Source organism: Thioalkalivibrio sp. ALR17-21 (assembly GCF_000420185.1).
In the GTDB taxonomy this organism is placed as follows: domain Bacteria; phylum Pseudomonadota; class Gammaproteobacteria; order Ectothiorhodospirales; family Ectothiorhodospiraceae; genus Thioalkalivibrio; species Thioalkalivibrio halophilus.
Genome location: NZ_ATUL01000002.1, coordinates 94,197 through 115,430, shown reverse-complemented (window position 1 = coordinate 115,430; position 21,234 = coordinate 94,197). Strand labels below are relative to the sequence as shown.

At 66.4% G+C, this 21,234-nt stretch carries 18 protein-coding genes; 14 read left to right on the top strand and 4 right to left on the bottom strand.

The window, feature by feature from the left end:
* Positions 1 to 17 precede the first annotated feature (17 nt).
* From G020_RS0101630 to G020_RS0101615, 4 genes are all read right to left on the bottom strand, one after another.
* A complete protein-coding gene (locus tag G020_RS0101630; protein ID WP_018945796.1) occupies positions 18 to 920 on the bottom strand; it encodes a ThiF family adenylyltransferase in 903 nt (300 codons plus the stop codon).
* Positions 920 to 1,699, bottom strand: a complete 780-nt coding sequence (locus G020_RS0101625; RefSeq protein ID WP_018945795.1) for a PEP-CTERM/exosortase system-associated acyltransferase — start codon at positions 1,697 to 1,699, stop codon at positions 920 to 922. The genes G020_RS0101630 and G020_RS0101625 overlap by 1 nt, the downstream gene beginning before the upstream one ends.
* A gap of 13 nt (positions 1,700 to 1,712) precedes the next feature.
* A complete protein-coding gene (locus G020_RS14595; RefSeq protein WP_024328392.1) occupies positions 1,713 to 2,387 on the bottom strand; it encodes a GNAT family N-acyltransferase in 675 nt (224 codons plus the stop codon).
* Between the two features lie 129 nt (positions 2,388 to 2,516).
* On the bottom strand, positions 2,517 to 3,107 hold the full coding sequence (locus G020_RS0101615; RefSeq protein ID WP_024328391.1) for a PilZ domain-containing protein: 591 nt from the start codon (positions 3,105 to 3,107) through the stop codon (positions 2,517 to 2,519).
* Positions 3,108 to 3,521: 414 nt separating this feature from the next.
* Between G020_RS0101615 and G020_RS0101610 the strand changes: the two genes are divergently transcribed.
* From G020_RS0101610 to G020_RS0101545, 14 genes are all read left to right on the top strand, one after another.
* On the top strand, positions 3,522 to 5,072 hold the full coding sequence (locus G020_RS0101610; protein ID WP_024328390.1) for an XrtA system polysaccharide chain length determinant: 1,551 nt from the start codon (positions 3,522 to 3,524) through the stop codon (positions 5,070 to 5,072).
* 103 nt (positions 5,073 to 5,175) lie between these two features.
* Complete coding sequence (locus tag G020_RS0101605) at positions 5,176 to 6,063, top strand: XrtA-associated tyrosine autokinase (RefSeq protein ID WP_024328389.1); 888 nt, start codon at positions 5,176 to 5,178, stop codon at positions 6,061 to 6,063.
* A gap of 4 nt (positions 6,064 to 6,067) precedes the next feature.
* Entirely contained in the window at positions 6,068 to 7,558 is a 1,491-nt protein-coding gene (locus tag G020_RS0101600) for a TIGR03016 family PEP-CTERM system-associated outer membrane protein (RefSeq protein WP_051130309.1), read from the top strand.
* Positions 7,559 to 7,561: 3 nt separating this feature from the next.
* Positions 7,562 to 8,638 carry an XrtA/PEP-CTERM system-associated ATPase gene (locus G020_RS0101595; RefSeq protein ID WP_024328387.1) on the top strand — a complete coding sequence of 359 codons (1,077 nt, stop codon included), beginning with the start codon at positions 7,562 to 7,564 and terminating at the stop codon, positions 8,636 to 8,638.
* Between the two features lie 20 nt (positions 8,639 to 8,658).
* Positions 8,659 to 9,564, top strand: a complete 906-nt coding sequence (locus G020_RS0101590) for an XrtA system polysaccharide deacetylase (RefSeq protein ID WP_024328386.1) — start codon at positions 8,659 to 8,661, stop codon at positions 9,562 to 9,564.
* A gap of 4 nt (positions 9,565 to 9,568) precedes the next feature.
* The gene (locus G020_RS0101585; protein ID WP_029681176.1) at positions 9,569 to 10,618 is read left to right on the top strand and encodes a FemAB family XrtA/PEP-CTERM system-associated protein; all 1,050 of its coding nucleotides are present in this window, start codon (positions 9,569 to 9,571) and stop codon (positions 10,616 to 10,618) included.
* Between the two features lie 14 nt (positions 10,619 to 10,632).
* Positions 10,633 to 11,871: a TIGR03087 family PEP-CTERM/XrtA system glycosyltransferase gene (locus G020_RS0101580; protein ID WP_024328384.1), complete on the top strand. Its 1,239-nt coding sequence runs from the start codon at positions 10,633 to 10,635 to the stop codon at positions 11,869 to 11,871.
* Positions 11,868 to 13,436 carry an exosortase A gene (gene xrtA, locus G020_RS0101575; RefSeq protein ID WP_024328383.1) on the top strand — a complete coding sequence of 523 codons (1,569 nt, stop codon included), beginning with the start codon at positions 11,868 to 11,870 and terminating at the stop codon, positions 13,434 to 13,436. The genes G020_RS0101580 and xrtA overlap by 4 nt, the downstream gene beginning before the upstream one ends.
* The gene (locus G020_RS0101570) at positions 13,433 to 14,626 is read left to right on the top strand and encodes a TIGR03088 family PEP-CTERM/XrtA system glycosyltransferase (protein ID WP_018945784.1); all 1,194 of its coding nucleotides are present in this window, start codon (positions 13,433 to 13,435) and stop codon (positions 14,624 to 14,626) included. The genes xrtA and G020_RS0101570 overlap by 4 nt, the downstream gene beginning before the upstream one ends.
* Before the next feature lie 2 nt (positions 14,627 to 14,628).
* Positions 14,629 to 16,542 (top strand): XrtA/PEP-CTERM system amidotransferase, encoded by a 1,914-nt coding sequence (locus tag G020_RS0101565; RefSeq protein ID WP_018945783.1) that lies wholly within the window; start codon positions 14,629 to 14,631, stop codon positions 16,540 to 16,542.
* Between the two features lie 13 nt (positions 16,543 to 16,555).
* Positions 16,556 to 17,926: a phenylacetate--CoA ligase family protein gene (locus G020_RS0101560; RefSeq protein WP_018945782.1), complete on the top strand. Its 1,371-nt coding sequence runs from the start codon at positions 16,556 to 16,558 to the stop codon at positions 17,924 to 17,926.
* Positions 17,923 to 19,140, top strand: a complete 1,218-nt coding sequence (locus tag G020_RS0101555; protein WP_024328382.1) for a glycosyltransferase family 4 protein — start codon at positions 17,923 to 17,925, stop codon at positions 19,138 to 19,140. Before G020_RS0101560 ends, G020_RS0101555 begins: the two co-directional genes overlap by 4 nt.
* Complete coding sequence (locus G020_RS0101550) at positions 19,137 to 20,354, top strand: glycosyltransferase (protein ID WP_024328381.1); 1,218 nt, start codon at positions 19,137 to 19,139, stop codon at positions 20,352 to 20,354. The genes G020_RS0101555 and G020_RS0101550 overlap by 4 nt, the downstream gene beginning before the upstream one ends.
* A 213-nt stretch (positions 20,355 to 20,567) precedes the next feature.
* Positions 20,568 to 21,044, top strand: a complete 477-nt coding sequence (locus tag G020_RS0101545; protein ID WP_018945779.1) for a PRC-barrel domain-containing protein — start codon at positions 20,568 to 20,570, stop codon at positions 21,042 to 21,044.
* Positions 21,045 to 21,234 lie beyond the last annotated feature (190 nt).

Below are 21,234 nucleotides of genomic sequence, written 5' to 3'. Positions count from 1 at the left end.
TCATTCGTTGCATGGGGTTACCCCGTTCCCGAAGGTGAAGCGGTCGCGCGCCGTCGCTGCAGTCGAGCGAGCCGGCGGCGCGCGAAATGAATCAGCAGTCGCTGGACCGGATTGCGGTTGCCACCCGGTCGCCAGGTCCGTGCCAGGCGCTGACGATAGGCATCATAGTGCACCCCGCGCGGGACCCAGGTGCTTCTACCGCGGCCCAGCAGGGTTTTCAGGACTTCGGTCCCCATGACCCCGGCACACAGCTCGCACGCCATCGGCGTCGAGGGCCCGCGCCGGGCCTCGAAGTCCACCGCGTCGGGGTCGACCAGGTAGCCCGTGTGCAGCATCGCCGGCGCCAGACCCACCATGAAGCGTATCGACAGCTCGGTGTCGGACAGGTCATCGCGCAGATCGAAATAACGATCAAAGCTCATGCCCCCGGGACGAAAATTAAGCAGCGCAGCTCCGAAGCCGAGCGGTGCCACGGTCACGGCAGGGATGCCCATGCGATCACAGGCGGCGAAGACTTCGCGGCGAATCTGGAAGGCGAAGAAATCGAGTCCGTCGACATAGACGTCGATCCCCTGAAGGAACGCATCCAGGTTGCCGGTATGGACACCTTCCGGAAAGCTGCGGATCTCCAGTTGCGGATTGATGTCCAGCGCCAGGTCCCGCAACGCGTCCACTTTGGGCCAGCCCATTCGCGACATGCTCGCCCCGGCCTGGCGGTTCATGTTGTGCAACTCGAAGTGGTCGAAGTCGGCGATGTGGAAATGCCCGACACCCAGCCGGGCGAGGGTCAGCAGATGGCTGCCGCCCACGCCCCCCAGCCCCGCGATGGCGATCCGGGCGTTGCGCAGGCGCTCCAGTTCGGTCCGGGTCACCCAGCCGATCGTGCGAACGAAGGCGACGTTGTAATCGAACCCGGACATCAGGCAGCCCGGACCCGCGACACCCGATCCGCCGGAGGCTCCATGTTCCCGGTGAAGATGTCATAGGCGTGGTGATACAGGTCTCGCAGAAATTCCGAGCGTTCGATGCCTTCGCTGGCCGTCTCGCGGTGAATGTAAAAGGCAGCCCGCCGGCCATGGTATTCCTGCAGCCTGCCCACTTGTGCCATGGGCAGCCCGGTGCGTCGCAGGATGCGCGCCAGGGACGGTTCCATCATGGCAAAGGCATGCTCCTTGCCGTGCAGCGTGGCCATCGCGGTGGCGCCCATGAAAAGCCCGAGCGCAAGCATGGGGAAAGAGCGGTACTGCTCCGCCGCGATCTGCCGGGTGCGCACGTCCCCCCGCGGGGTTGCCGCCTCCCCACGACGGCGTCGGAACCGGCCGTGTACAGCCAGGCGCGAGACCTCACAGACCAGGCCGCGATCCAGACGATCCGGACGCTCGGGAACATCCAGGAAACTGCCCCGACAGTATTTCTCCATCGGGAGCTCGGTGTGGGAACCTCTGCCACTGGCGGGGACAATGCGCACACACCCGGCAGCGGTCCCGCTGGAACGGTGTTGCAGGACGCAGTGCCAGGAGTCCGCATCATACTCGTCGATTTCCTGTTCCTCCGGGCAGTCCTCCTCGCGTTCAAAGTGGAATTCGCGGCAGTAGACCTCGTAGCGCAGGCGAAAGACCGCTCTCAGAGCAGCGGCATCAAGGGGCTCGAACAGGTCGAAGTCCCGGTGAAACGCAGTGGTCAGCGGATCCTGGTCCACGCCGGAGCCCCCTTCAGCTATCTTGCAGTTGCGGGCAGTCCATCCCGCTGGCGCCCTGAACGTCCTGTACGTCAGGGGGGTGAGTCTCCAGGGGCCAGTACATGGGAATGTAGTGTGAACCGGTAGTTGCTGCAGGGAGGCCATAGCGCTGGCGCCAGTTCCTGAGCCGGTCCGCGGCGGCCGCCGCGTCCACCCGGTACGGGATCCGCAGGCCACGATGATCGCGTGCCTCCCCGCACTGTTCCAGTGGCAGTCCGAACCGGCACAGCAAGCGGGCCAGCGCCGGCCGGATCAGAAACTGGAGATGCGGATATCCATGTTCGACGGCGTAGGCCTGAGCCGCCTGGGACAGATGGTAAAGCACCCTCGACGATTCGAGATGCTGTGCATCACAGGCGATCAGCCGCGAGATCTCCAGGGGTGGCACCTTGTCCGGATCATGCGGTCCATCCGGGAGGATCAGGCGCATGGTTCCCACCCACCGCCCGCGACCGTGAAACGAGCCGACACGCACGACGAAGTGTTCCGAGCGCTGATCGAGGGCGTCGCGCTCCAGACCGTCCCGATACCGACTTGCCGGTTCATAGCCGTTTTCTACACAGTAAATTCGGTAACGCAGGCCGAAATGCACGCGGCGCAGCGACTCCGAACGTGCCAGATAGACCCGAATTGGTGCTTCTGGATGCATGGTATTCACTGACTCCCCGCCTGATAGTCGAATATCCGGTGCAGACCGGACCTCAATCAGACATTGATGTTTGTAAGCAGCCGCACGGGTGTTGTCCGGAACTGCCCCGGCCCTGCTTGTCTGGTGGGTTCACAAATATTCGGATCGGTAAAACTGCAGGCCGGCCCTCCCCTGGCCGGCAAACACAACCACCGCCTCACGCACGTTGCCGTTGGGTACCGCAACGCGGACCGGGGTGCCCGGCCCGGGAAGCGCCCGGTAGCCGGTCGGCGCGGCAATGCGCGCACCACCCCGCGACAGGTCGAGCAGACGGCAACGCAGAGCCTCGCCCCGGACCCATATCCGGGTGATCATGTCGATCAGGTAGCGAGGCCAGCGCCTGCGGTCCTTGCAGACGGTCTCCATGAATTTCGACAGATCCTCGGTTTCCTCGCCCTGGACGTATTGCCAGGCAAACGCCGCCCCCCAATGGTCCTGGTCGGAAGAGAAGCAATAGATGGAGGCTTGCGCCGACCGGATGACCGGGGGAGCACCCAGCGCGTCAATGACCGCCGCAACAAAACTCGCGGAGACTGACTCGTATTCCTCGCCCGTGGGCAAATACTCACAGAGCTCGGCGCGAACCTCGTTCACAACCTCGCGCCGCCCTTCCCAGTCACGTTCCTGCAGGGTTGGGAGCCAGAAATCGGCCAGCTCACGGGCGAGTTCTTCATGGTTCATGCGGTGTCTCCGCTCAATGCCGGGGCACATGGCCCTGTCTGCGAAGACTCAGCAAAAAACGGACCAGGCCACATAACACCCTGATAACAAAAAACAGAAGACTGCGTGTCTCCGGCTGACCGCTGGAAGAAAGCCGCTCATGTAAACAAAAACAACACGGTCACCACTTCCCTGAAACACTTCCGCTGTAAAAGTATTTGACGCCCACGGAACCGAATAACGCCCGAGAAGCCCCTTGTGTAAACATTTCCGACAAATGTGGACAAAGCCCCAAAAACCATCTTCAATGGTGACATTGACAATCAAAAACCAGCCGAAACGATACCGCCGGGTAAAGAACGGGATACCACTCCCGCTCAGCCATGGGTCGTCTTTTAGCCACCTTTGGGGGGGTATGGCCACAAGCCGGATTCTATGGAAAAGATAATCTACGAATTCCTTCATCACGCGCGCGCCACCTGGAACCGCCGATGGTGGATCCTTCCGGTTGCCTGGATCATCTGCCTGGGCGGCTGGGCATATATTCATAACCTGCCGGACATCTACGAGGCGGACGCGCGGGTCTATGTAAACACCCAGTCGGTGCTCGACCCGTTACTGCGCGGCATGACCGTAAGGCCGGACACCGAACAGCGGCTCCGGATGATCACCCACACGCTACTCAGTCGCGACAATCTCGAACAGATCGCGCGGAACAGCGATCTCGACGTGGTGGAAGGCAACTCCAGCCTGGATGACCAGGTCGCCATGTTGCGCGAGGAAATCACCCTCGAGGGCGGGCAGCGGGACAACATCTACCAGATCGGTTTCCGTCATCACGACCCCGATGTGGCCCATCGGGTGGTCCGGCAGACGGTCAACCTGTTCATGGAACGCGGCATGGGCGATTCGCGCCTCGATCTGTCGACCTCGCAACAGTTCATCGAACGTCAGCTCGAAAACTACGAACAGCAGTTGCAGGAAAAAGAGGCGGAGATCGAGGAGTTCAAGCGCGACAATGCGCGTTTCCTCAGCGGGGACGGCAACTTTTACAGCCGGATGGAGCGGGCGCGCGAGCAGCTGCGGCAAGCGCGCTTGCAGGAGCGCGAGGCGCAAAGCCGCCTGCAAGCCCTGCAGCGCCGCGCGGCAGAGGCTGGCGCCGGCGGCCAGGCCCGTTATCAGAACCCGGAGCTGGAGCGGCGCATCAGCGACCTGCAGGACAACCTCGATGCCATGCGCCAGCGCTATACGGACGAACATCCGGATGTCCGTTCCGCACGCCGCATGCTGGAAGAACTTGAGCAACGGCGTGAGCGTGAGGCCGAGGCCTATGCGCAGAACCCGCAAGCGCTACCGGAGTCCGGCGGCGGTTGGGGCAATGATCCCCTGCAGGTAGCGATTACCGAGGCCCGGAGCGAGCTCGCGTCCCTGCGGACCCGGATCGAGGATTTCGAGGATCGCGTCGAGCGCCTTGAGGGGGATGTCCATCGTGCCCCCGCAGTGGAGTCCGAGCTGACCTCCCTGACCCGCAACTACAACGTCATGCGCGATTCCTTCCGCCAGCTGCAGAATCGCCGTGAACAGGCGGTGATGTCGGGCGAGGTGGAAATGCAGACCGACGCCGTCGATTTCCGTGTCCTCGAACCCCCGCGGCGTCCGGACCAGGCGGCCTTTCCGGACCGACCGTTGCTGGCGGCCGGAATCCTGCTCCTGGGGCTGGGGGCGGGCAGCGGGTTCGCGTTCCTGCTCTCGCAAGTGCGGCGCACGATCAGCAACACCCGTCAGCTCGCGGAAGTCACCGGCCGCCCCGTGCTGGGTTCGATATCGCGCGTGCGCACCGCGGTGCACAGGCGACGCCGTTATTCGGAGCTGTTCTTCTTCGCACTGGGGGTCGGCAGTCTGCTGCTGGCGTTCGCGATCGTGATGACCCTCTATCTGACGGACACGGCCAGTCTGCTGGATAACGTGACCGGTTTCCTGCCATGACCGCTCCGACCCCGAACGCAGTGACCGAGCCACCGCGGTCCGGCGGCGCGGGGGTAAAGGCCGCGCGCCAGCCAGACTCGTACCCAACCGAAGGATGCGCCTCATGAGTATTATCGAAAAGGCCCTGGACAAGAGCCGAACCCGTCCTCGCCAGGGTACGGGGTCCGGCGACGAGCGCAGCGCCCCCTTCGGGGTGGCGGCCCCCGCACCGGAGCCGTCGCGTTCGAAACAGGTACACATCGATTTTGCCTGGCTGCGCAAGCAGGGCATCGTCATTCCGGGGGAGGAGCGTTCCTCGATCGCCGAGGAATTCCGGATCATGAAGCGGCCGCTGCTCAACAATGCCTTCGGCCGACATTCCGCGATGCAGATCCCCAGGGGGCGGCTGATCATGGTCACCAGCGCCCTGCCCCGGGAAGGCAAGACGTTCACGGCCACCAATCTCGCGTTGAGCATTGCGCAGGAGCTCGACCGTACGGTCCTGCTGGTGGACGCCGATGTAGCCCGGCCCGCGATTCCGATCACCATGGGCTTCGAGGCGGACCGCGGCCTGATGGACGTCCTGACGGACCCCGGGATCGACCTCCCGGATGTCCTGCTGCGCACGAACCTGGAAAACCTCACGATCCTGCCCGCCGGGCGCCCGCACGGCCGCTCCACCGAAATCCTCGCGAGCGACGTGATGATGCGGCTCATCAATGACCTTCACGAGCGTTATGACGATCGCGTCATCCTGTTCGACTCCCCGCCGCTGCTGGCGACCAGCGAACCCGGCGTACTGGCGAGTCACATGGGCCAGGTGATCATGGTCGTGGATGCCGACCGCACGCCCGCCGCTTCGGTCGAGCAGGCCATGGAGCAACTCCAGTCGTGTGATGTTGTCCTTTCCGCTCTCAATCGGGCCCCCGCCCTGCCGGGACTGGGCTACTACTATGGCGGGAGCTACTACCATGGACGTGAACACGAGGTACCAGCCCGTGCCGGGGCCTGAGCGCATGCCGGGCGCCATCGCGAAGCGGGTCCCGTCAGCCCGTGGATGGATTTTGCCCGTCTTGTGCCTGACGTCGTCGCCCGCGCTGGCGGCCGACTGGGAAGTGACCCCGCGGATCAGTGGCTCGGTGGAGATCACCGACAACGTGACCCTCGCTCCACGCGGCGAAGAGTCGTCGGATCTGATCGGCCGTATCAATCCGGGGGTCAACCTGCGGCGGATCAGTCCGCGGATGGAAACGCGAGTCAGCTACCGCCTGAATTCCCGTTACCACGCCAGCGAATCGCAGGAGGACCGGGTCAGCCACCATCTGCGCGCGCGCAGTGACTGGGAGGTGATACCGGATACCTTCTTCATCGAGGCGCGCGCATCACGACGGGAAAACGTCTCGTCACTGCTGGCACCAGTAGGCATCGATGGCAGCACGCCGCGCGGCAACCTGGAGGAAACCACGCGCTACAGCCTGTCCCCGGTGTTGCGGACGCGCTTCGGCAGCTTTGCCGAGCAGGAACTCCGCTACACCTATGACGAGATCCGCTACCACGGCAGCGACCGTCCCAACAGCGATGCCCACCGCGTGGAATACACCCTGGACAGTGGCGCGGCCTTCAACCGCCCGTTCTGGCAGGTCGCGGCCTCCCACGAAAAGGAACGCTTCGAGTCGGGCCCCGAGGGCGAATTCAGCGAGGTCAGCGGGACCCTGGGCTATCGCTTCGGGCGGTCGCTGCGGCTTTTCGGTGTGGCCGGCTACGAAGACAACGACTTTCCGACCACCCGCTCGGATGTGGACGGCGGCTTCTGGGAAGTCGGGGCCAACTGGGCGCCCACCCGCGTCACCCGGATCGATGGCCGCTATGGCGAGCGCTATTTCGGCAAGACGCGCGCCTTCTCGCTGGATCACCGCAGCCGTCGCGCCAGCTACCGCCTGAGTTTCAACGAAGGCATCACCTCCACCCGGGAACGGCGCGGGGCTCAGTTCAACGAGTTGTCGCAGCAACTGGGCATGACGGTCGATGAGCTGTTCGACCAGTTCACGCTCGAGGAAGTCAGTTTCCTCCTGGCGATCTCCGGGCTGACCGAAGAAGCCGTGGTGGCCAACTATTTCTTCACCCGGACCTGGCGCGCCTCCTGGAGTTACGACACCGGGCGCAGCGTGTTCGGAGTCAACGCATTCCAGACCCAGCGCGAGTCGGAACTGGAAAGCGGCCTGGGCCTGTTCCAGGACAATCGCCGGCGCACGGGGATCAATGCCTCCTGGCAGTGGAACCTCGGTCCGCGCACGACCAGCGAGCTGAGCACCGGGTTCAGTAATACCGAGTTTCTGGGGGTCGATCGCGAGGATGACCGCTGGTATCTACGCGCCAGTGTAAGCCGCGAAATCACCCCGGTATTGACAGCGCGTCTCGCCTTGCGGCATCAGCGCCGCGATTCGGACAGCCGCGCCAACGAGTACCGGGAAAACTCGATCATCGGCATGCTGATCAAGGAATTCTGAGTCATGTACGAGGAATTCTACGGACTCGAAGCCCGCCCCTTCGCCCTCAGCCCCGACCCGCGTTTCTTTTACGCCAGCAAGGGCCACAGCCGGGCGATGGCCTACCTCGAATACGGGGTCCAGCTGGAGGAAGGCTTCATCGTCATCACCGGCGAGGTCGGTGCGGGCAAGACCACCCTGGTGCGCAGCCTGTTCGAGACCCTGGGCGACAAGCCGCTGGTCGCCGCCCAGCTGGTGAGTACCCAGCTGGATGCCGAGGACCTTCTGCGCTCGGTCTGTCTGGCCTTCGGCCTGGAGGACGCGCCCAGTCACAAGGCCGGGCAGCTACGACGCCTCGACGGGTTCCTCAACGACACCCGGGCACGGGGCCAGCGCGCCCTCCTGGTGGTGGACGAGGCGCAGAATCTCGGTCCCGACGCGGTCGAGGAGTTGCGCATGCTCTCGAATTTCCAGGGGACGGATGGTCCGTTGCTGCAGAGCTTCCTCCTGGGGCAGCCGGAATTCCGGCAACTCCTGCGCAGCGAAAACATGCAGCAGCTGCGCCAGCGCGTGATCGCGACCTACCACCTGGGGCCGATGGACGAGGACGACACGCGCGCCTACATCGAACATCGCCTCGCCCGTGTCGGCTGGCAGGACCGTCCGCATTTTGCGGACGACATCTGGCCTCGCATCCATGACTACACCGGCGGCATCCCGCGCAAGGTCAACACCTTCTGCGACCGCCTTCTGTTGATGGGCTACCTCGAGGAAAGGGCCGAACTGGACGCCGCTCATGCCCGGATGGTCATCGACGAGATCGAAGAGGACCTGGGACAGAACCCGGTGGAGGACGGGGCGGCAACCGACGCGCAGGCTGCAGCCACCGAGCAGACCGACGTCCCGGGCAGCAACACCACCATGGTCGCCGGCCAGGTGGCGTTGCTGCGCATGGAACTGGACATCGAAGCCCTGCACGAACGCCTCCAGCGGATGGAACGCAACCTTTCGATCAACTTCCGCCTGTCCCAGGAGATTCTGGAACTCCTGGGCGAACAATGCGAGCCGCGGGTCCACAGGGCCGACGGCACGCATTCATGACAGACCCGCGGGGTACACTCATGTCGCCAATCCGAAACCGGGCCGCCAACGCCCTCACCGTCGATGTCGAAGACTACTTTCAGGTCTCCGCACTGGCCCCCAGCATCCCGCGCAGCAGCTGGGACACTCGCGAATGCCGGATCGAGCGCAATCTGGACCGGATTCTCGAGCTGTTCGAACGCAACGGGGCACGGGCCACCTTCTTCACCCTGGGATGGATCGCGGAACGCTACCCCCGGGCGATTCGGCGCATTGTCGAAGCCGGACACGAACTGGCCAGCCATGGCTACGGCCATCAGCGGGTGACCGACCTGACGCCCTGGGCGTTCCGCGAAGACATCACGCGCGCCCGGAGGATCCTGCAGGACCTCTCGGGAACCGTCATCCGTGGTTATCGCGCGCCGAGTTTCTCGATCGGCGAGGACAATCTCTGGGCCCACGACGTCCTGGCCGAGACCGGGCACGCCTACAGCTCGAGCATCTACCCTGTCCACCATGACCATTACGGTATGCCGGATGCCCCGCGCGAACCTCACAGGCCGCTGGAAGGCGGCATCCTGGAGCTGCCGCCCGCCACTCTGCGCATGGGCGGCCGCAATCTGCCAGTCGCAGGCGGCGGCTATTTCCGCCTGCTGCCCTATGCGGTCTCGCGTCATGCCCTGCGCCACATCGCACGGGTCGATGGCATGCCGGCGGTGTTCTACTTCCACCCCTGGGAGATCGATCCGGATCAGCCCCGCATCCCCGGCATCGATGCGAAGACCCGTTTTCGTCACTACCTGAACCTCAAGCGCATGGCGCCGCGTCTGGAACGTCTGCTCCAGGATTTCGAATGGGATCGCATGGATCGCGTATTCGCCGACCAGCTCGCAGCCACGCCGCGCCCCGCGCTGACAACGGAGATCGCTCGTGTATCAATCGCCTGACAACCTGGGACCGCCTGCGGGCAACACCGAGCTGCGGATACACGAGCTGGATGCGCAGAACCGTTCGCGCTGGGACGCCTTCGTCCAGGAGTGCCCGGACGCGACGTTCTTCCATCGTGCGGGCTGGGCCGATGTCATGCGCCGCGCCTTCGGTCACCGGACCTTTTTCCTGTATGTCGAGCAGGGCGGGACGATCGTCGGCGTGCTCCCGCTGGCACGGGTGCGCTCCCGCCTGTTCGGCGACGCCCTGACGTCGATGGCTTTCGGTGTCTACGGCGGCATCGCCGCGCGCACCCCGGACGCCTTTGCGGCGCTGGACCGGCACGCCTGCCGACTGGCGGATAGCCTGGGCGTCGACTACCTCGAGTACCGCCACCGCGAGCCCCACTATCCCGAGCGGCCCACCAAGGATCTCTACGTCACCTTCCGCAAGCCGCTGGAGGCCGACGTCGAGGCCAACATGAACGCAATTCCGCGCAAGCAAAGGCGCATGGTGCGCAAGGGCATCAAGGCCGGTCTGGCGAGCGAATGCGATGCCGGCATCGAACGTTTCTTCCCCATTTATGCCGCCAGCGTGCATCGCATGGGCACACCCGTCTTCAGCCGGCTCTATTTCCGGGCCCTGCTGGACGTGTTCGGCGACGACTGCCGCGTACTGACCGCGACCCGCGATGGCAACCCGGTCGCCACGGTGATGACGTTCTATTTCCGCGATGAGGTACTGCCCTACTACGGCGCCGGGACGCCCGAGGCGCGCCAGGTGGCGGGCTACGATTTCCTCTACTGGGAACTGATGCGCCGCGCCTGCGAGGACGGCTATCGCATCTACGACTTCGGGCGCAGCAAGCGCGATACCGGCTCCTTCAGCTTCAAGAAGAACTGGGGGTTCGAGCCACAGCCGCTGCACTACGAATACCACCTGGTGCGCGCCCGCGAGATGCCCGACGTCAATCCGCTCAACCCCAAATACCGCTACTTCATCAAGGCCTGGCAACACCTGCCGCGGCCGGTCGCCAACTGGCTGGGCCCCCGGCTCTCCCGCTCCCTCGGCTAGCACGGAGTGCTCCTATGGATCATCTTCTGTATCTCGTGCACAGGATTCCGTGGCCGCCGAACAAGGGCGACAAGATCCGCTCGTATCACATCCTGCGCTACCTCGTGCGGCACTACCGTGTGCACCTGGGAACGTTCATCGACGACCCGGCCGACCGGACGTACATCGGCGAGCTGGAGGCACTGTGCGCCAGTGTCTGCGCGCGTCCCCTGCCCGGTCGCCGCGCGCGGCTGCGGGCACTGCGCGGTTTTGCCACCGGCGAGGCGCTGACGCTGCCGTGGTACCGCGATCCCGCGCTCCAGCACTGGGTCGACCGTACCCTGGAGACCCACCCTGTCGAGCGTGCGCTGATCTTCTCCTCGGCAATGGGGCAATATGTCGACCACCGCCCGGGACTGACGCGGGTCACCGATTTCGTCGATGTCGACTCCGACAAGTGGACCCAGTATGCGCAGACCCGGCGCTGGCCGATGAATGCGGTCTACCGGCGCGAAGGCCGCAAGCTGCTGGACTACGAACGACGCCTCGCACGCAGCAGCGATGCCAGCCTGTTCGTATCTCCGGCCGAGGCCGAATCCTTCCGCAAACTCGCACCGGAACGTGCCGGCCGGGTGCACGCAATGAACAACGGTGTGGATACCGATTTCTTCGCCCCGGCCCGCATTCCCCCGCAAATCCCCTATGCACCCGATGCGCGGGCCCTGGTCTTCAGCGGGGCGATGGACTACTGGCCCAACGTCGATGCCGCGATCTGGTTCGCCCGCTCCGTGTTCCCGCGGATCCGCGAGACCGAACCGACCGCCGAGTTCCACATCGTCGGCAGCCGCCCCACACCCGCGGTGCAGGAACTCGGCGCCCTGCCGGGCGTCGAGGTCACCGGATTCGTAGAGGACATGCGACCGTGGATCGGCCATGCGGAACTGGCCGTGGCCCCCCTGCGGATTGCCCGCGGCATCCAGAACAAGGTGCTGGAGGCCATGGCCCTGGCGCGCACGGTAGTGGCTTCCCCCCAGGCCCTGGAGGGCCTGACCGCGGAGCGCGAGCATGAAGTGATCGAGGCCGACACCGATCCGGAGACCTTCGCCGCCGCCGTGTTGCGCGCACTGCACGACACGGGGGGCCACCGCGGCGCTTGCGCGCGAGCGCGGGTGGAGGCGGATTACAACTGGGGGCGCAACCTCGCGATGCTCGACCGGCATCTGAACGCCTCCACTCACCCGTCGGTGGTCACCTCCGGCACGGAGACGGCATGAACGAGGCTCTCGCTTCCCGATGGCCCTTGCCGGCACCCGCCTGGCAGTGGCCACTGACCGCATTCGTGCTGGTACTGGCCATCACCCTTGTGGCGTTTGCCCCGACCTGGCTCTCCATGGTGGAGACCTGGTCGCGCTCGGAGACCTTCACCCACGGGTTCCTGATCGTCCCGATCGTGCTGTTCCTGGTCTGGCTCAAGCGCAGCGAGCTGGCGACCGTGGTACCCCGACCGAATGCCCTGGCCGTGGCACCTGTCCTGTTGCTGGGCATGGCCTGGGTGATGGGCGACCTGGTGGATGTCTCCTCGGTACGCCAGTTCGCGGCCACCCTGATGATCCCGGCGGTGGTATGGCTGGTGCTGGGCAGCTCCGCGATCCGGGTGTTGATGTTTCCTCTCGCCTACCTGCTGTTCGCAGTGCCGTTCGGCGAGTTCCTGGTGCCGCCGCTGATGGACTTCACCGCCGATTTCACCGTCTACGCGGTGCAGTTGTCGGGTATCCCGATCTATCGAGACGGGTTGCAGTTCGAACTGCCCACCGGCAGCTGGTCGGTGGTCGAGGCCTGCTCCGGCGTGCGCTACCTGATCGCCTCGGTCGCGCTGGGGACGCTGTATGCGTACATCATGTACCGCAGCCTGTCGCGGCGTCTGCTCTTCATCGCCGTCGCCATTGTAGTGCCGATCATCGCCAACGGCCTGCGCGCCTACATGATCGTGATGATCGGCCACCTCAGTGGCATGGAGCATGCGGCCGGCGTGGATCACCTGATCTACGGCTGGATCTTCTTCGGCGTGGTGATCTTCCTGATGTTCTGGATCGGCGCCCTGTGGCGCGAAGATGAACCCCGGGCGGATACACCCTCGTCGCCCGCTCCGGTCGACACCGCCGGTGGCGCTACGGTAACGGCGGGCACCGCCTCGCTGTTCGCGATCACGCTGCTGGGGATCATCCTCGTCAGCGCCGGGCCGGCCTGGAGCCAGTGGATGAACGAGCGCGACCTGGGTGAGGTCGCGGGGCTGGGTGACGGCGCCATCGTCACCGACGACTGGCACGCGGTCTCCGCCGACACCGAACCGGCCCCCTGGCAACCGGGGTATCGCTTTGCCCGGGCCGAGCGTGGCGGCTGGGTCGCGGACAACGAGGGCGTCCCCGCCGTGGGCCTGCATGTCGCCTATTACCGCGAGCAGCACCGCCACGGCAGCATGGTCGGCTGGGACAACACCCTGGCCGGGCGAGAGCGCTCCGACTGGTCGCAGCAGCGCGCTGGATCGGTGACGGTAAACGACGGGCCGCGGGCGGAGCGCTTCCTGGTGCGCGGGCCCGAGCGGCAATTCGTGGTCTGGCGGCTTTACTGGGTCAACGGGACACTGACGACCCGGGCCCACGAGGTCAAGGCGCGCGAGGCGGTACATCGCCTGCTGGGCGGACGGGACGATGCCGCACTGGTTGCCTTTTATGCCGAATTCGACCAGGACCCCTCCGAGGTCGAAGCCAGCCTGCAGCGCTATGCCGAAGACGCGCTGCCGGCGGTCCTGGAACGGCTGGAACGGGTGCGGGCGCAGTGACGGAAACCACCCCCGCCCCGGCCCTGGCACGCGACGGTCGCGATACCCGGCCGCTGGTCGCGCATATCGTCTATCGCCTGGACGTGGGCGGGCTCGAGAACATCCTGATCGAACTCGTGCGCAATCTGCCCCGCGATGCCTTTCGCCACGTAATCATCTGCATCGCCGACTACACGGATTTCAGTGCCCGCCTGCCGGAGGGCGTCGAGATCTACGCCCTGCACAAGCGACCGGGGATCGGTCCGGGCATGTTCCTGCGCCTGTGGCGGCTGCTGTACCAGTTGCGCCCGGACATCGTCCACAGCTCCAACCTGGCCGCGCTGGAATGTCAGCCGACCGTTACGCTGGCCGGGGTGCCCGCAAGGGTGCATGCCGAACATGGCTGGGACATGGCAGACCTCGACGGCAGCAACCCCAAGTACCGCCGCCTGCGTCAGTGGCTGAGCCCATGGGTCCATCGCCACGTCACGGTTTCCGCGCACCTGGCCGACTACCTGACCACCACCGCGGGGATCCCCCGGACGCGGGTGCAGCACATCGTGAACGGCGTGGATACCCGGCGCTTCCACCCGCACGACCACACGCAGCGCTCGCCGGACGCGCCGTTGGTGATCGGCACCGTGGGACGGCTGTCGCCAGTCAAGGATCAAGCCACCCTGGTCGCGGCCTTTGCCGGTCTGCGCGAGCGGCTGCCCGAGCACTTTCCACGCCTGCGCCTGGTACTGCTGGGCGACGGCCCCGAGGCAGCACGTCTGCGCGAGCAGGTCGCGGCACTGGGGATCGAGGAGCAGACCTGGATGCCCGGCAACCGGACCGACATGCCGGAACAACTGCGGGCGATGGACCTGTTCGTCCTGCCTTCGCTGGCCGAGGGCATCCCGGTCACGGTCCTCGAGGCGATGGCCAGCGGCCTGCCGGTGGTCGCCTCGCGCGTCGGCGGGCTCCCGGAACTGGTCGAGGACGGCCGCACCGGCACGCTGCTGGAACCGGGCGATCCCGACGCCCTGTGCAGCACCCTGGCGGACTACGTCCGGGATCCCGGGCGCCTGCAACTCGAAGGCGCCCGGGCACGCGAACGGGCCGAAAGCACCTTTGGCCTGGGACGCATGGTGACGGCCTACGCCGAGCTCTACCGCTCCCTGTTGCCAGCTGCTCGCCGACCCCGCCACCCGTCCGCGGGAGGGGCCTGACCATGTGTGGTCTGGTCGGCATCCTCGCCGCGCAAGCCGATGTCACGCCCGGGCACGCGCTCCTGGAACGCATGAATGTCGTGCAGTTCCATCGGGGTCCGGACGACGGTGGCCAGCACCAGGAACCGGGGATCGCCCTGGGACACCGGCGGCTGGCGATCATCGACCTTGCGGGTGGCCGCCAGCCGCTGGCCAACGCGGACGGCAGCGTACTGACCGTCTACAACGGCGAGATCTACAACTTCCCCGAGCTGATGCGGGAACTCCAGGCCTGCGGGCATCACTTCCGCACCCACTGCGACACCGAGGTGATCGTGCATGCCTGGGAGGAATGGGGCGAGGCCTGTGTCGAACACTTCCGCGGGATGTTCGCCTTCGCCATCTGGGACCGCAAGCGCCAGACCCTGTTTCTCGCCCGCGATCGCCTCGGCATCAAGCCGCTGCACTACGCCCGTCTGCCCGACGGGCGCTGGCTGTTCGCCTCCGAGATCAAGTCGCTGCTGACCTGTCCGGAGCTGCCGCGCGACCTCGACCCCAAAGCGGTGGAAGAATATTTCGCCTATGGCTACGTACCCGATCCGCGCAGCATCTTCGCCGCCATCCGCAAGCTGCCGCCGGGCCACACCCTGAGCCTGCAGCCCGGCACGGAAGACGCGCGACCGCGCCCGTACTGGGATCTCCAGTTCGCGGCCTCGAGTCCGGCCAGCACGCAGGCGGCACAGGACGAACTGCGGGCGCGGCTGCACGAGGCGGTGGACATCCGCATGGTCTCGGAGGTGCCACTGGGGGCCTTCCTGTCCGGCGGGGTGGATTCCAGCGCGGTGGTGGCCACCATGAGCCAGCTCTCGGAGGACCCGGTGAATGCCTGCTCCATCGGGTTCGGCGATCCCCGTTTCAACGAGAGCGATCATGCCCGTGCAGTGGCCGGGCGCGTCGGTGCCCGGCATTTCCTGGATCAGGTGGACGTCGACCGCATGCAGCTGATCGACCCCCTCGCCCAGCTGTATGACGAACCCTTTGCCGACAGCTCCGCGCTGCCGACCTACGAGCTTTCCCGCCTGACCCGGCAGCACGTCACCGTCGCGCTGTCCGGGGATGGCGGGGACGAGACCCTGACCGGGTATCGGCGTTACCGGGGGTTTCGCCAGGAGGAACGCCTGCGCGGCCTGCTGCCGGGCGGACTGCGCCGGCCGCTGTTTGGCACCCTGGCGGCACTGTACCCCAAGGCCGACTGGGCCCCGCGCGCGTTCCGCGCCAAGGCGACCTTTCAGGCGCTGGCCAGGGACGCGGTGGAGGGCTATCTGCGCAGCGTGACCGTGGTCGACGATGCCAGCCGTGCCCGGCTCTTTTCCCCGCGCTTTCGCCGCGAGCTCCAGGGCTACGCGGCCAGCGAGGTGCTGCACGCGCACGCCGCCCGTGCCCCGCGCGAGGAACCGCTGGATTTCGTCCAGTACCTGGACCTGAAGACCTGGCTGCCGGGCGACATCCTGACCAAGGTCGATCGCGCCAGCATGGCGCACGGTCTGGAGGTGCGGGTGCCGATCCTCGATCACCCGTTCGTCGAATGGGCGGCGACCCTGCCGGCCAACCTGCGCCTGCATCAGGGCGAGGGCAAGTACCTGCTCAAGCGTGCGTTCGAGCAGGACCTGCCGCACGACGTGCTGTACCGGCGCAAGCAGGGCTTCGTCATGCCGATCGCCGACTGGTTCCGCGGCCCGTTGCGCGACACCCTGCGCCAGGCGGTGCTGGGCGAGCGGCTGGCCGATTCCGGCTGGTTCAACCCCGAACGCCTGCGCCAGCTGGTGGACGAGCACCAGAGCGGACGCTCCGACCACTCGCGCCCGCTGTGGGCCCTGCTGATGTTCGAATCCTTCCTGCGCCAGCGAGTCGACGTACCCGCCGAGCGCATCGCGTGAGGAGCCATGCCCCATGAACGACTCCGCCCGCCCTGCACGTCTTCTGCCACAGCCCGACTGGCCGCTGCGCATGCCGCAGCCACTGGCAAGACACCTGCTGTGGCCGGTCCACGAGCAGTTACGCGGGCGCGAGACGGCCGCTCATCTGCGGAGCTTGCGCCAGGGCGAGCAGGCCGGCGCGGCGGCGGTGTCGCGCGAACACAGGATCAGACTGCAGGCCCTGCTCGAGCATTGCACCTGCCACGTTCCGTACTACCGCGAGATCCTGGCGGGGGCTTCCCCGGAGCTCGCCGCGTTCCCGGTGCTGGAGCGCGACACGGTGCGCGAGCGCGGGCGCGATCTGCTGGCCGACAACGCCGCCGGTCCGTTGCTGCCCTCCAGCACCGGCGGCTCCACCGGGCGGCCGCTGGTGTTCTGGTCGGACCGGGTCAAGGAGGCACGCCACAACGCACAGAAGCTGCGCTTTCGCGGCTGGTTCGGCATCCGGCCGGGCGATCGCCAGGTGGATTTCTGGGGCTCGCCAATCGAGCTGGGCAAGGCCTCGCGCCTGCGCGTGATCAAGGATCGCTACTTCCTCAACCAGGTGGTGCTGTCGGCGCACGAGCTGACGCCGGAGCGCCTGGAGGCCTATGCGCGCTTCCTCGGGCGCTTCCGGCCACGACTCGTCTACGGCTACCCCACCGTGATCCTGCGCGTGGCCCGGACGCTGGAGGCGAACCCGGGACTGGCACGCGGCTGGCGCCCACGGGTGGTGGTCTGCACCTCGGAGATGCTTTACCCGCAGGTACGCGAACAGATCGCGAGCATCCTGCAATGTCCCGTGGCCAACGAATACGGCTCGCGCGATGGCGGCCTGGTCGCGCACGAGTGCCGGCACGGGCGCCTGCATATCGCCACCGAACATGTGCATGTGGAGGTCGACCAGCCGGATGCCGACGGCATCGGGGATCTGCTGATCACCAATCTGGATGGCTACAGCATGCCCTTCGTGCGCTACCGAGTGGGCGATCGCGGGCGCCTGGGCGATGGCACGGACTGCCCGTGTGGCTCGCCGCTGCCGACGCTGGACCGCCTGGAGGGACGACGCAACGACTTCCTGGTCGGGGCCGCCGGGCGCCGGGTGCACGGTTCGGCCGCCAACTACGTCATGCGCGACATGCCGCAGGTCGCGCAGTACCGGCTGGTGCAGCGCGCGGATCTGAGCCTGGATATCGAGGTGATCGCCAGCGGCCCCTGGGGCGCGGACGAAACCCGGGCCGTGACGCGGGGCATGCAGGGCATCCTGCATGCCGAGGTACCGGTGCGGCTGCAGCTGGTGGATCACATCGCCCCCTCCCCTTCCGGGAAGTACCGCTGGGTCGAGAGCGAGGCCCTGGAATCATGAAGATCCTCTACCACCATCGCACCCGCGGCGAGGACGCCCAGGGCATTCACATCCGTGCGCTGTGCGATGCGTTTCGCGAGCTGGGCCACGAGGTCCACATGGTGGCGCCGCTGCAGCGGCGTCTGCCGGAACACACGGACGACGACGATATCCCGCCGGCCCCGGCGGCGAAATCCTCCGACGACGGAGATGCACGCCCCACGCTGGGAGGCGTGCCCATCCCCTTCTGGGTCTACGAGCTGCTGTCGCTGGCCTACAACGGCCCGGCGATGGTCCTGCTGCTGGTGGCAGTCCTGCGTCACCGGCCGGATTTCATCTACGAACGCTACAGCCTGTTCAGCTTCGCCGGTCGTCTGGTGGCGTGGCTGACCCGCCGCCCCCTGGTGCTGGAGGTGAATGCCCCGCTCAGCCTCGAACTGCAGACCCACGGCGACCTGGTCTTCCGCCGCCTGGCCCAGTGGCTCGAGGACTGGCTTTGCCGCCGCGCCAACCGGACCATCGTGGTCACTCGGGCCATGGCGGATATCTTCGCCGCGCGCGGCGTGCCGCGGGAACGCCTGCTGGTAATGCCCAACGGCGTCGACGGGGCGCACTTCCATCCCGGCGTGGAGGGCTCGACGGTGCGCGCACACTACGGCCTGCAGCGGGCCCGGGTGGTCGGCTTCGTCGGCTGGATCCGCCCCTGGCACGGGGTCGACGGGCTGATCCATGCCGTGGCCGGCCTGCGCGCCCGCCACCCGGATCTGCACCTGCTGATCGTCGGCGACGGTCCGGCCGTTCCGGCGCTGCGCCAGCAGGTCGAACAGGCCGGGCTGGAGGCCTGCGTGCATTTCACCGGGCCGGTCGAGCGCGCCGCGATCGCGGGCCATATCGCCGCCCTGGATATCGCCGTGCAACCGGACGTGACCGACTATGCCTCCCCGATCAAGCTGTTCGAATACCTGGCCCTGGGGCGCGCCGTGGTCGCCCCGGACAAGCCGAACATCCGCGAGGTCGTGCAACACGAACACGGCGCCCTGCTGTTCCCGCCGCGCGACTGGGATGCGCTGGCGGAACAGCTGGACCGCCTGCTGGCGGACGATGCCTGGCGGCAACAACTGGGCGATGAGGCCGCCGCACTGGTGGAGTCGCAGGGCTGTACCTGGCAGGCCAACGCCCGGCACGTGATCGAGAGCGTGCGGCAGGCGGCCCCCTCGGTCGGGGTTGCCACATGAAGCTGCTGGTGCTGTCGCGGGTGTTCCCCAACGCGGTGCAGCCGACCTATGGCGTATTCGTGCGCGAGCGCATGTTCCGCGTCGCCGAACACATCCCGCTGGTGGTGGTCGCCCCGGTCGCCTGGTTCCCCGGACAGGGGCTGATCCGCCGGTTCTGGAAGCCGCACTTTCGTCCGCCCATCCCGCGTCACGAGGTGCAGGACGGGATCGATGTGTACCACCCCCGCTTCCTGTGCATCCCCGGCATCATGAAATGGACCGACGCGCCGTTCCTGGCCCTAGGCATCCTGCCGCTGGTGCGCCGCCTGAAGCGCGAACAGGGCATTACCGCCATCGACAGCCACTTCATCTACCCCGACGGCGTCGCCGCCTGGCTGCTGGGTCGCTGGCTCGGTCTCCCGTGGACCATCACCCTGCGCGGCACCCTGCTGCGGATCTCGCGCACGCGTGCCTGCCGCTGGCTCGCCCTGCGTGCGATGCACGGCGCCGCCAGGGTATTTTCCGTGTCGGATGACCTGCGCCGCCTCGCCCTGGAGATGGGCATCCCGCCCCACCAGGTCGAGGTGATGCCCAACGGCATCAATCTCGAGCACTTCCGCCCCGAGGATCGCGAGGCCTGCCGGCGAGCACTGGGCCTGCCGCAGGCGGCGAAGATCATGATCACCGTAGGCGGCCTGAACGAGCGCAAGGGTTTCCACCGCGTGATCGAGCAGATGCCCGCCCTGCTCCAGCGACACCCGGACCTGCACTATCTGTGCGTGGGCGGCGGCGGTCCGGACGGCAACGAGCTGGCCTGGCTGCAGGGGCTGGCGGAGGAGAAAGGGGTGAGCGAACGGGTGCATTTCACCGGCGCGGTCGCCCCGGAACGCCTGCGCGATTACTACTCCGCCGCCGACCTGTTCGTGCTCGCCACCCGTTTCGAGGGCTGGGCCAACGTGTTCCTGGAGGCCGCCGCCTGCGGCCTGCCGACGGTGACCACCCGCGTCGGCGGCAACGCCGAGGTGATTCACGCCGACTGGCTCGGCCACCTGGTCGAGCTGGGCGATGGCGACGCCCTGCGCGACGCGATCGCCGACGCCCTGGAGGCCCGGTGGGACCACGAAGCGATCATTGCCTACGCCCGCGAGAACCGCTGGGAGATGCGCATCCCGGCGCTCGTGCGTCGCCTTCACGAGGCAACTCACGCCGAACGTCCGGGTTCCACCGATCCATAAAATCGCCTCCCGCCCTTTACCCTCTTTCTTCAGGCTGGATCACGTTCCAGGCCATCAAGGCCGCATACGTGCCCCCTTTGTGTCTCACCGTACGGAGCCCCTGCGCCGCAACCCCCAGAATCCTCTACGCGTTCATCTCCTCGGGCGAACCGGCCCGCGGCATGAACGCGGCGATTCATCCGGTACGAACACCGATCTTGAGAGGAAACAATCATGAAGACCTTTACCAAACTGAAACTGACCGCCGCCATCGTTCCCGTCCTTGCCCTGGGCATGGGCGGCAGCGCTTTCGCCGGCGAACACAACGATGAAGGACCGGATCACGGGGCCATGAACGGACCCGAAGCCGGCATGGATGAACCGGGTGCCCGGGGGGCCGATCACGCGAGTGCGCCCCATTTTGACCGCGCCCCGGAGGGCGCGCAGCATGCCGGCGACATCATCGGTGCGAACATCCACAGTCGCAGCGACGACACGGATCTCGGCGAAGTCAGGGATCTCGTGATCGACCGGGACGGGAACATCGTCGCGGTCATCGTTGGCACCGGCGGAGTCCTGGGCCTGGGCGAAAAAGACATCGCCCTCTCCTGGGACCGCGTCAGCCACGAAATGGACGGCGATGACATCAAGCTCTACGTCGACATGGACGAAGAAACCCTGCAGGACGCACCCGAGTACGAACGCAACTAAAACACCCGAACCCGAAACCGCAAGGGACAGGGTTCAAAAATACGGGGCATGGTTCGCTGGCGCACATACGGAGGCCCGTTCTCCGGGTAGCGTCAGGGACATGCTCCCTCCGAGCATTCCGGATCTGCATCACACTCCCAGGTTGGCCTTCTCTCTCGTCAAGGCCAGTTGCGATTCCGGATTCAGCCTG

Coding starts and splice junctions, on each gene's coding strand:
- G020_RS0101590 (WP_024328386.1), top strand. CDS start 8,659: ATGTCGCCAATCCGAAACCGGGCCGCCAACGCCCTCACCGTCGATGTC.
- G020_RS0101550 (WP_024328381.1), top strand. CDS start 19,137: ATGAAGCTGCTGGTGCTGTCGCGGGTGTTCCCCAACGCGGTGCAGCCG.
- G020_RS14595 (WP_024328392.1), bottom strand. CDS start 2,387: ATGCATCCAGAAGCACCAATTCGGGTCTATCTGGCACGTTCGGAGTCG.
- G020_RS0101565 (WP_018945783.1), top strand. CDS start 14,629: ATGTGTGGTCTGGTCGGCATCCTCGCCGCGCAAGCCGATGTCACGCCC.
- G020_RS0101555 (WP_024328382.1), top strand. CDS start 17,923: ATGAAGATCCTCTACCACCATCGCACCCGCGGCGAGGACGCCCAGGGC.
- G020_RS0101610 (WP_024328390.1), top strand. CDS start 3,522: ATGGAAAAGATAATCTACGAATTCCTTCATCACGCGCGCGCCACCTGG.
- xrtA (WP_024328383.1), top strand. CDS start 11,868: ATGAACGAGGCTCTCGCTTCCCGATGGCCCTTGCCGGCACCCGCCTGG.
- G020_RS0101545 (WP_018945779.1), top strand. CDS start 20,568: ATGAAGACCTTTACCAAACTGAAACTGACCGCCGCCATCGTTCCCGTC.
- G020_RS0101600 (WP_051130309.1), top strand. CDS start 6,068: ATGCCGGGCGCCATCGCGAAGCGGGTCCCGTCAGCCCGTGGATGGATT.
- G020_RS0101580 (WP_024328384.1), top strand. CDS start 10,633: ATGGATCATCTTCTGTATCTCGTGCACAGGATTCCGTGGCCGCCGAAC.
- G020_RS0101615 (WP_024328391.1), bottom strand. CDS start 3,107: ATGAACCATGAAGAACTCGCCCGTGAGCTGGCCGATTTCTGGCTCCCA.
- G020_RS0101595 (WP_024328387.1), top strand. CDS start 7,562: ATGTACGAGGAATTCTACGGACTCGAAGCCCGCCCCTTCGCCCTCAGC.
- G020_RS0101630 (WP_018945796.1), bottom strand. CDS start 920: ATGTCCGGGTTCGATTACAACGTCGCCTTCGTTCGCACGATCGGCTGG.
- G020_RS0101560 (WP_018945782.1), top strand. CDS start 16,556: ATGAACGACTCCGCCCGCCCTGCACGTCTTCTGCCACAGCCCGACTGG.
- G020_RS0101605 (WP_024328389.1), top strand. CDS start 5,176: ATGAGTATTATCGAAAAGGCCCTGGACAAGAGCCGAACCCGTCCTCGC.